Source organism: Vibrio fujianensis (assembly GCF_002749895.1).
Lineage (GTDB): Bacteria > Pseudomonadota > Gammaproteobacteria > Enterobacterales > Vibrionaceae > Vibrio > Vibrio fujianensis.
Window position 1 is genome coordinate 481,433 of sequence record NZ_NBUS01000054.1, and the last position, 10,459, is coordinate 491,891.

Genomic DNA, 10,459 nt, shown 5'->3' on the forward strand with positions numbered 1-10,459 from the left:
TTTAGCGTTAGTGAGCTTGGCGATCACACGAGCATTACATCGATTACCGCTTACCACCTCGATGAGGTTAGCTTTGAGCCGAATGAGTCGTTCTAGTTTAGTGACAGGGCTTCAGTTTGGGGCATTATCTCTCTCTTTAATGTTGTTAGCGGTGATGTGGTTAGTTCGAACAGATTTACTGGCCGACTGGCAAAGAATATTGCCAGAGAATGCCCCTAATGCCTTTGCAATCAATATTGCGGGTTATGAGAAGGCCGCTTATTTAGCCGAACTCGATAATGCGGGGATTGAACGCTCAACTGCTTTTCCGATTATTCGAGGTCGTCTCACCGAAATCAATGGTCAGCCAGCTCAAATGCGTGTCGAAAATGGAGAGGGGCCGAATGCTTTACGACGGGAACTTAATTTAACGTGGTCAGAGGCATTGCCAAGCTATAACCCGATTGTGGCTGGGCAATGGAACCATAAAAGCGGCGTCTCGGTTGAACAAGCGCTGGCTAATGAACTTGGCATTCATCTTGGCGATAGACTCACCTTTTTGATCAGCAGTCAGCCTGTTGAAGCCGTGGTTAACTCCATTCGTGCAGTTGAATGGCGTGAGATGAAACCCAACTTCTTTTTTATTTTTACTCCTGATGTGATGGCAAATTTTTCTGGCAGCTGGATGGTCAGCTTTCGTATTAATGCCGATCATCAGTCTGTGCTGACCGTCTTATCAAGGCAGTTTCCAACCGTCACCTTGATGGACATTCGCCAGATGGGGGAAAAAATACAAATCCTGTTAACCCAAATTGTTTGGGCAATGACCATCTTAGCCGCTTTAGGTATGCTTGCTGGACTCTTGCTCATCTTTACTTTATTACGGCTAAGCTTGAGTCAAAGGCAGCAAGAACTACAACTTTACCGGACGCTGGGAGCCAGTCGTCGTCGCGTTAACAGCACGATTTGGGCAGAATTTGGTGTAATGGCATTGGTGGCTGGGTTGATCGCCAGTATGAGTGCTGAGGCAGTCGTGGCTGGTATTATGCATTGGGGATTTTCCTTGCCACCTCAAATGCATTGGGAGATGTGGTTATTGCTACCATTACTGACATGTTTTACGTTAGCCCTAGTTGTCGGAAGCTTGCTAAACAAATTATTAACACCAATAAACAAAGCCTTTGATTAGCGATTCATTGAGTAAGTTAATCACTTATCCACAAAAACGGTGGATAAAGTTTGGGATAACTTAGCATATGAATCCGCTACATTTTGCTGTTAAGCCAATAGCAATCAAGCTTACCGGAATTGGATTATTCACATGATGAAAAAAGGCAAAATTTGCCAATAATGAGTCAAGTGTTTTTTTATCTTTTCCGGCGAATTTATCCATTGTTTTATTTAATAAACCGTGAGTGAGCTGGTTTCTGTTTGCTGATGAAACTGACCCTAGCAATAACCTTGTGAAAAATGTGATTTTCATAACGCTTGACTCGTTTTACACTAGATAACGAGTCAATCACCAGCGGCAGTAAAATGATATCAATGAAATCAACACAATCGGTTCCTAGCGTGGCGATCATTGGCGGAGGCATCGCGGGGAGTACCGCAGCCATCCATCTCGGTGAACGAGGAGTGAATGTTACCTTGCTGGAAAAAAATGCGGGCTTAGTGGATGGCCCGCCGATATGCCACCTTCATGCTGGAGGTAATCTGTATCGAGAAATCTCTTTAACACAATGTATCGAGCTATTGCGTCAATCGATAGAAACCATTCGGCTTTATCCTCATACCTTAAACAAAAGACCGACCGTGATTGCCGTTCCACACTCTGATCCCGGACACCCACAAGATCTGTTGCCACGGCTTGAGGTCATTCGTACCGCTTATCAGCAGCTAGTTGCCGAGGATCCTCGTAATCAAATTCTTGGTCAACCCAAGCACTATTATCGTCTCTACCAGCAAGAAGAATTAGCACAGTTAGCCAAACTGACCCAGCCTCATTGCCCTCAAACACTCGATGAGTGGCTGATTCCATTTGCTCAACATGCGGATTTAGCGCAACTGAAATATCCGGTTATTGCGGTACAAGAGTACGGTTGGAGTGTTTTTCGTCTTGCCGCTAGTGCCACATTAACCCTAGAGCATTTAGATAACTGCCAAGTATTTACCCACAGTACGCTCATTAATTCAGCCTTCATCGATAATCAATGGCATCTTACTTATCGAGATAGTAGCGGCGAAACACATGCGTTGACCTGTGACTATTTAATTAATGCTTGCGGTTATGAAACTGGAACTGTCGATGATTTAACGGCCAATCCTCGTCAGCGGTTGGTTGAATTTAAAGCCGCTTATGTTTCTCATTGGCCGCGTTGTTACCAAGCATGGCCAGAAGTGATTTTCCATGGGCCAAGAGGCACTGCGCAAGGGATGGCTCAATTGACGCCTTACGCGGATGGTGTGTTTCAATTGCATGGTATGACTCAAGATATTACCTTGTTTAAGGATGGATTAGTTGCCTCCAGTATAGAATCATCACAACCACGCTTACCCGATTATTTGCAGCAGAAAATGACTCAAGGTTGGTCGGCAGAAGCAGTGGCTAAGCGAACACGTCGTGCGATTGATCATATGAGTCAATTCGTTCCCGAGTTCACCTTTGCTGAGGTGGCTGGAACTCCATTGTTTGGGGCGCAGCAGATTCCAGGACAAGATGCATCTTTACGTGCAGCAGACGTGACGTTTGAACCGAACCATTATGCTCGAATAGAAATAGTCAAAGGATCTTCGGCATTAGAAGCGGCGAGAAAAATTGTGACAACCTGGCAACTCGTGGCAAATTCCGCACCATGCTCGATTGAGCAGCAACATCCGATGAGTATGCGTTTAACAGAACAAGAAGTAGAGCAAAAAGCAATTCAGCTCGCGGAAAAACGCGGTTATCTGGCGGCATTAGCGAAAGTGGTCGGGCCGACATAAGTCATGTGCCGGATATACTCACCAACGCGATATAGAGATAGGCGAGTAGCTACGCTAATTGGTTGGCTACTCGCTTGATGTTCAGGGGACAGACGCTAGTTGGTTTGATAGCGGCTGAGTATTTGGCTCAAGTTTTGTGTCGCTTGAGCAATTTCCTGAATGCCTGAAGATGACTGTTCTGCCACGCGGCGGATGGTATTGGATTGGTTACGAATATCACTCAACTCAGAGGCAATATCATTAGCAACCGCACTTTGTTCTTCTGCTGACGTTGAAATTTGCACACTCATATCGTTAATCATGCGTGATGACTCTGCGATATGTTCAATATCATGACCAATTTCCGTCACCAATTGACTGCTGGTATCGGCTTGGCTAACCGTCTGATCGGTAATTTTGGCAATGTGCTGACTTTCTGTTTGGAGCTTTTCAATCATGGCTTGAATTTCGACGGTTGCAGACTGAGTTCGGCTTGCCAAGGTACGAACTTCATCCGCGACAACTGCGAATCCTCGACCTTGTTCACCGGCCCGCGCAGCTTCAATGGCGGCATTGAGTGCCAATAAATTAGTCTGTTCAGAAATGGCGTTGATCGTGGTTATCACTTCATTTATTTGAATCGCATTTTCATTTAATGTTGTCACCGATGAAGAGGTTTGAGCAATAAAGCGTGATAGTTGTTCAATTTCATTAATCGCTTGGTTGACACGTTGTTGACTGGTAGCCACTTGCTGAGAATCTTGAACCGCTTGTTGATTGGCCTGTAACGAAATAGTAGAGACTTCTTGTGCTGAGGCGGTCATTTGTTCCATCGCCGTTGCCACGGAATCAAGCGATGCATACTGATGGGAAATTTGTGTTTCACTCTCTTTCATCTCGCTAGCAAAAGAGCGTGAAGTCTCAGTGAGTGTGGTTGAGTTATCTTTTACGGTCACCACCAGATCGGTGAGAGTATCCATCGCATTATCTAATGCACAACCAATTGTACCAAATTCATCGCGCCCAGGATGGAATCCTAGCCGAGACGTTAGATCGCCTTGAGCAATTTTTTGTGTTGTGGTGTATAACACCCAAAGTGCGCCGCCAATAAAGGTTGCGACCCAATATGTAAATATTGCAAAAGGGATTAGCCACAAAGAACTGAGCAATAGCGTCGTTAAAGCTCTTGTTCGCATCGCTTGCTCTTGCTGGGTAAAATCTTCAGTCAAACGATAGACTTGCCCATTACTGGCACGCCCAGTTGCCACGGCTTGACCTTGTTGATATTGAGTATCCGATAAAGTGGGGCGAGTCTCTAAACCAGGAATGCTACTGATCTCTTTTTGGCTAAGAATACCCTGTAATTTATACTCGACCGCCAATTTAGCTTGCGCTTCAAAGTCTTGAACGGTTTGCCAGTATCGGGATCCTGCCAAGGCAGTAAGTGTTAAAATAAAGAGCGCCAAAATGGCCCACATTTTATCGTTGATCGACATTTTAATAAACACACGGTCAATCATCCTGAATTGAACTTCTTTCATAGTCTCTCCGGTGCAGCTGATTTTTAGCTCAGCAAGTGTACGGCTGATAGGGATGCAAAGTTGTGTAATATCTCATAAATTGATGAAATGAATATGTATGAAAGTATTAAAAATGAGAGATAGATCGATATATAGGGGTAAAGCTTAATAGAACGAAAACGTACGCTAGGCTTCTTATCCCGCTGAACGCTCACTTGCCCACTTTTTAGCAACTCGTATTACTGTACGATCTGAGACATTGGTAATTTGATGGATTATGAGTGTCCGGAAATTGCCGAAGGGCTTCGCCGCCACGATCATCATAAACATGCCATTTTTTATCGTGCACAGTCTCATGGTGCTCACATAATCCGTATTCTTCATCAGCAAACGGAACCATGGCAGTATTGCCATTCAGATCTTTCGGCAAGTTCACTCCCCATATAAGACAAAAGAACCCAGCTGAAGTGCCACAACACTTCAGCTGGGTTGGTTAAGTCAGAGATGATTAACCTAAGGCAGGCAGAATGCCCGCCGTGATCAAAAGCTGCGCTGTCACAATGATGAAACCAACAGCACCGGTAAAGAGTAAAGCAGGTTTACCTCCAACCACTTGGTAATAGTGCACACTGGTATTTTGTTGACGGACTTTCGTTACCATAGCAATCGGTAAAAAAATGGCTAATACAGCCAGTGCAATGGCGGCGTAGCCAAGTGCCATAATGAAACCTTGCGGATAAAATAGTGCGAACACTAAAGGTGGTGTATAGGTAACAATGGAGGCGCGAAGGCGACTTTTCGGGGCACCAGGTTTACGTAGCGTATCTCCCATAAATTCAAACAGCCCTAAGCTGACGCCAAGAAAAGAGGTTAACAGCGCTAAATCTGCAAAGATACCAATCATATTACTTAAACCTGATTGATGAGCGGTTTGTGCGAGTGTTCGAATCAGTGCCGATAGCCCACTGTTTTGCACTAAATTAGCTTGGCTGACAACACCTAGCGTCGCCAGTTGCCAAAGAATATAAATAATCAAAGGAATGGCTGAGCCAATAACAATCGCTTTACGAAGCGATGGGGTATGCCCATCAAGATAATTAACAATCGCTGGAATACTGCCATGAAAACCAAAAGAGGTAAAAATAACGGGAATAGAGGCAACGACTAACCCTTGTTCTAACGGCATACTTAATAAATAAGACTCTGTGACATTGGGAGCAAGGAATGTGAGCACCATAATCATGGCAATAATTTTCCCTGCAAATAGCACACGATTTACTGTATCGACCGTGGCAGTACCAATCGTAACAACCGTTGCAACAATAAAGGTAAACAGCAAGGTTCCCATCGAGCCAGAAACGTCAATTCCTGTTAACTCCGCTAAGCGATGAGTAAATTGAGCTCCGCCGCCTGCGATATAAGCGGCACATAGCGAATAAAAGAGGAAAAGCATCGCAAAAGTCGCAATCCATTTACCTTTATCGCCAAGAATTTCTTTCGCTAACGTGTGTAAGGTGGCGTCCTTACTGGCGTATTGGTGAATTTCAACCATCAACAAAGCCGTAAAAGCCATAAGAGCCCATAATGTGAGCATAATGATCAACGAAGTGGAAAAACCGATACCTGCGGATGCTAAAGGAAGCGCCAGCATTCCGGCTCCAATCGTGGTTCCAGCAATAATCAAACTGCTGCCTAAGAGTTTGGATTTTTTCATAATGTAAATATAAATATACGTTTGTTGTGGTTGCAAGAGGATAACAGTTGAAATGAAACGAATGTTATCCGGTCTTTTTGCTTGTTTTGGTCTATTTTGAACAAAGAATAGTAATGGGTCAATGGGGTTGTAAAAATTTAAAACCACAAATGTAAATTTAAGTGTACACATTGACTATTTGCAATGGTTAGCTTGTCATCATTTATTGATGAATATAGCCAAACAACTTGGTGTTGCTGGTAGGCCGCCAGTGAGTGAGAAATTTAAACAGCCGTAGGCTGTCTTTTGGTCTGAGCCAAAAATACCTCTCACCATGAGCATAGACCGGCGAGGTTAACTAAAGCCAAGGTTTAACAAATTTGCTATCATCCGCTCCCATTATCGGTTGGCGATCCTCAGAGCGCCTATTCGTTTTTAGGTAAATAAATATGTCTTCACATTCGGTAACTTTCCTGCAATTAGGTATTGCTCCTACTTTGGTTGAACGTTTAGCTGCACTAAACATTCATACCCCGACTGAAATTCAAAAGCAGGCCATTCCTCATATTCTAGCGGGAAAAGATTTATTGGCAGGTGCACAGACGGGAACGGGGAAAACGGCCGCATTTGGCTTACCCTTGTTACAGCGGTTAGCGCAAGAGCCAGTAACGTCCATAGCAGGGAGTAAGAATATTCGGGCGTTAGTTTTGGTTCCTACTCGAGAGTTAGCCCAGCAAGTTTTTGATCATCTACAAGCTTATGCTAAGGGAAGCAATTTAAAAATTGTTGTAGCCTATGGCGGGACCAGCATGAATACGCAAAAGCAAAACTTGCAAGGCGGGGCCGATATTTTAGTGGCAACACCGGGACGCCTTCTTGATCATGTTCATGTAAAAAGTGTATACCTTGGGCAGACGCAAACACTGGTTTTGGATGAAGCCGACAGAATGCTCGACATGGGCTTTATGCCTGATATTCAACGTGTGTTAAGAAAGCTTAATCGAGCAAGACAAACGCTGTTCTTTTCTGCAACCTTTGATAATAAAGTCAAAAGTTTAGCTTATCGTTTATTACATGATCCCAAAGAAGTCCAAGTCACACCAGAGAACTCAACGGCAGAAACGGTGACACAAATGGTGTACCCCGTTGATAAAAAGCGTAAGCGTGAGTTATTAGCCTATTTGATTGGCTCACGCAATTGGCAACAAGTCTTAGTGTTTACGAAAACCAAGCAGGGCAGTGATGCCTTAGCGCAAGAATTAAAACTCGATGGTATTAAAGCCGCGTCGATCAATGGTGATAAAAGTCAGGGTGCTCGTCAGAAAGCACTTGACGATTTTAAAGCAGGAAAAATTCGAGCATTGATTGCCACCGATGTTGCGGCAAGAGGAATTGATATTTGCCAATTAGAACAAGTCATCAATTATGATATGCCTTATAAGGCAGAGGATTACGTGCACCGTATTGGGCGAACTGGGCGAGCGGGTCAAGCCGGAATGGCCATCTCTTTTATGAGCCCAGATGAAGAACCGATGCTACAAGCCATTGAACAGTTACTTGATCAACGGCTACCTCAAGAATGGCTAAAAGGGTTTGAACCATCATTGGAATACGAGGCCGCAGAGGCCCCCTCCCTCCGTCGTTTGAGTCGTTCAGCGGAAAAACGTAAACTGAAAGCTAAGTTAAAAATTCACGCTAAACGAGGAAAAAAATAACAGATCATCCTTGATAAAAATAAACAGCAATGGTTGGGACATCAGTCAGACAGGTTTTCTTCTTGCATTTTTGCACATTGCTGCTCCCAGCTATAGCCTACGTCATAAACTAACTCTTCTACACTGTTAGGACTGAGAACGTATTGGGGGGTAATTCGATATTTATGAATCATTAACTCATTAAACAGTTGCCAGTGCTTGAGTAGGCATTGCGCTAAATCTGCATTTTCGTCACGCCAGGTTTCCCTTAAAAATGGGGTTAAACTAGCGGCACTGTGGGTGTACATGATCATCTGCCATTTCACTTCCCATATTTTGATCGGATACTCTGGACATTGCTGATTATATTGCTCAGCGAAACTTTCAATAATATGTTCGATTTCACCCGATGTGTCGATAAAGTAATCAAACAAAGCGTCTTCTTGCCGTACCGCATCAGCAATCAATTGGATGGGTTGTTTAATGATTAACCCATGAGCGAGTAAACGCATCGTAAAAAGGTACAGTTTGACATTTGCGGGAGTGGTGCTGGGAATCTCATCAATGACTCGACGTAAATAATGCTCCATGTAGTCATGAATACCATCACTGATACTGTGCCAGATTTTTTCTTTACTGCCGAAGTGATGACGAATTAAGCTATGTGAAACCCCGGCTTTTTCACTGATCTGACGTAACGAAACGCGTGCATAGCCGAGTTCACAAAATAGTTTGGCCGCAATTTTAAGAATATGGCATCGAGTTTGATGGGCATCTTGAGCGCTGCGTCGCCCTTGTCTTTTTTCGTTCATTACTCTTCTTCATCAACCAAGATCACCGCTGTTTTACCAGATACCGGGGCAACTTTCACCAACAACGGCTCGCTTGAGCGATTGACTGCACAATTCATCATCTTGTGTTGCTGTTTTTCAAGAAATGGGCAGCGTTTTGTGCCGATTGAGCAATAAAAAATACCTCTTATCACATCGTTTATTTGGGCAGATAGCCACATAATTTTGCTTTACTTAGGCAAGCAATGGTTTTGGCATCACTGATTTCACCGTTTATAATTTTCTGCTCAAGTTCAGCCATTGATAAAGCCAATACTTCAATCACTTCATCATCATCGCAAACTAAACGAGTGGTCAACTTGAGTTGCTTGGCAACGAATAAGTGTTGAATTTCATCACAAAACCCGGCCATAGGGGTGACTTGCCCCAATTGAATCCATTCTTGAGCGCTGTAACCCGTTTCTTCTTCTAATTCACGTTGAGCACAGTCGAGAGTGAGTTCGTTCTCCTCAATGGTTCCGGCAGGAAGTTCTAGCAACCATTTATTTAACGAGGGTCGAAACTGATTAATCAGAATAATTTTATTATCACGGGTAAGCGGCAAAATAACTGCAGCGCCAGGATGCTTTATCGTGGTATGGGTGATCACTTTTCCTGTCGGTAAGGTCACCGACTCTTCCACTAAGCTAATTGATTTCCATTGATGTACGGTTTTACTCATGAAACGGTCTTCGTTGCAATCTGAAAGGGGCACCTTACCCTAATTACTGAGCCTATCCCAACGGCGATGGCGTTATTTTGTGGTTTACTTTAACAAATGAGGGATATTTAAATGAGAGGCAAAGCATATGGGGGGACAATCTATCATCAACAATATGGTCGTAATGGTGTATTCGATGAAATGGATTAGTGAAAACATTGATTGCACTCGCGTTCAATTGAAAGAGATCTGCTATAAAAATACGTTGAAATGAATTAGTTCATGTAACAAAATTATAACCAATGTATAAACTGATTGATAACCACTCATTTTCCCCTCAGCGGAGCCATTCATGATCAATTCTCCTTCTTATGCTCAAAAAGCATTACTGGCAGAGCGAATCAATAAATTAACTCAAGCCCTTTCAGATGGCGTCTATGAACGAGAAAGTACTATTAAACTTTGTTTGCTAGCGGCGTTGACCGGCGAAAGTGTCTTTTTGCTTGGCCCCCCCGGAATTGCCAAAAGTTTAATTGCCAAAAGATTGATTCAAGCGTTTGATAATAGTAGCTATTTTGAATACCTGATGACTCGTTTCTCAACGCCAGAAGAAGTGTTTGGCCCTTTGAGTATTCAAGAACTGAAAGATAACGGACGCTATGTGCGTTTGACAGAGGGGTATCTACCAACTGCTCAAGTGGTTTTTCTCGATGAAATTTGGAAAGCAGGCCCTGCGATTTTAAATACGCTCCTTACCGTGGTTAATGAAAAAACGTTTAAAAATGGGAGTGATATTGAACGAGTCCCTATGCGGGTGTTGATTTCTGCATCGAATGAACTCCCAGATGAAGAGAGTGGGTTAGACGCATTGTATGACCGGATTTTAGTGCGTATTTTTGTCAATCGAATCCAGAATAAACAAAACTTTAAATCGATGCTGACAGTAGGAACGGAACAAGAAGCCCAAATACCTGCAGGCTTAGCAATAACCGATGCCGAATATCATCAATGGCAGTCTCAATTAAATAAATTAACGTTAACCAATGATGTCTTTGAAAAACTGTACCAATTGAAAAGTATGTTAGAACAAGCAGCGGCAGAGAGCGGCTTGCCAATTGAAG

General features: G+C 43.4%; 9 protein-coding genes. 4 read left to right on the forward strand and 5 right to left on the reverse strand.

All coding sequences use genetic code 11. The features are described from left to right. Positions 1-1,168, forward strand: a 1,168-nt coding sequence (locus B7C60_RS19680) for an ABC transporter permease (protein ID WP_342747985.1), incomplete at its 5' end; no start/stop codon positions are given. A gap of 60 nt (positions 1,169-1,228) precedes the next feature. On the opposite strand, the gene B7C60_RS15265 is transcribed toward B7C60_RS19680, so the two are convergent. Next, positions 1,229-1,462 carry a hypothetical protein gene (locus tag B7C60_RS15265; RefSeq protein WP_099612382.1) on the reverse strand — a complete coding sequence of 78 codons (234 nt, stop codon included), beginning with the start codon at positions 1,460-1,462 and terminating at the stop codon, positions 1,229-1,231. Between the two features lie 62 nt (positions 1,463-1,524). Here B7C60_RS15265 and B7C60_RS15270 point away from each other — a divergent pair, with 62 nt between their 5' ends. Beyond that, entirely contained in the window at positions 1,525-2,961 is a 1,437-nt protein-coding gene (locus B7C60_RS15270; RefSeq protein WP_099612383.1) for an FAD-dependent oxidoreductase, read from the forward strand. 95 nt (positions 2,962-3,056) lie between these two features. Here the strand turns inward: B7C60_RS15270 and B7C60_RS15275 are convergent, their stop codons facing one another. Continuing rightward, positions 3,057-4,481, reverse strand: a complete 1,425-nt coding sequence (locus B7C60_RS15275; RefSeq protein WP_099612384.1) for a methyl-accepting chemotaxis protein — start codon at positions 4,479-4,481, stop codon at positions 3,057-3,059. Positions 4,482-4,968: 487 nt separating this feature from the next. Next, on the reverse strand, positions 4,969-6,174 hold the full coding sequence (locus B7C60_RS15290; RefSeq protein WP_099612658.1) for an aromatic amino acid transport family protein: 1,206 nt from the start codon (positions 6,172-6,174) through the stop codon (positions 4,969-4,971). A gap of 428 nt (positions 6,175-6,602) precedes the next feature. On the opposite strand from B7C60_RS15290, the gene B7C60_RS15295 reads away from it, so the two are divergent. Beyond that, positions 6,603-7,868, forward strand: a complete 1,266-nt coding sequence (locus tag B7C60_RS15295; protein WP_099612385.1) for a DEAD/DEAH box helicase — start codon at positions 6,603-6,605, stop codon at positions 7,866-7,868. Positions 7,869-7,909: 41 nt separating this feature from the next. On the opposite strand, the gene B7C60_RS15300 is transcribed toward B7C60_RS15295, so the two are convergent. Together B7C60_RS15300 and B7C60_RS15310 are read right to left on the reverse strand one after the other, a co-directional pair. After that, positions 7,910-8,659 carry a TetR/AcrR family transcriptional regulator gene (locus B7C60_RS15300; RefSeq protein WP_099612386.1) on the reverse strand — a complete coding sequence of 250 codons (750 nt, stop codon included), beginning with the start codon at positions 8,657-8,659 and terminating at the stop codon, positions 7,910-7,912. A 178-nt stretch (positions 8,660-8,837) separates the two neighbouring features. Then, positions 8,838-9,359 (reverse strand): NUDIX hydrolase, encoded by a 522-nt coding sequence (locus B7C60_RS15310; RefSeq protein WP_099612388.1) that lies wholly within the window; start codon positions 9,357-9,359, stop codon positions 8,838-8,840. 331 nt (positions 9,360-9,690) lie between these two features. On the opposite strand from B7C60_RS15310, the gene B7C60_RS19685 reads away from it, so the two are divergent. Further along, a partial coding sequence (locus B7C60_RS19685; protein ID WP_245869551.1) for an AAA family ATPase occupies positions 9,691-10,459 on the forward strand: 769 nt, incomplete at its 3' end.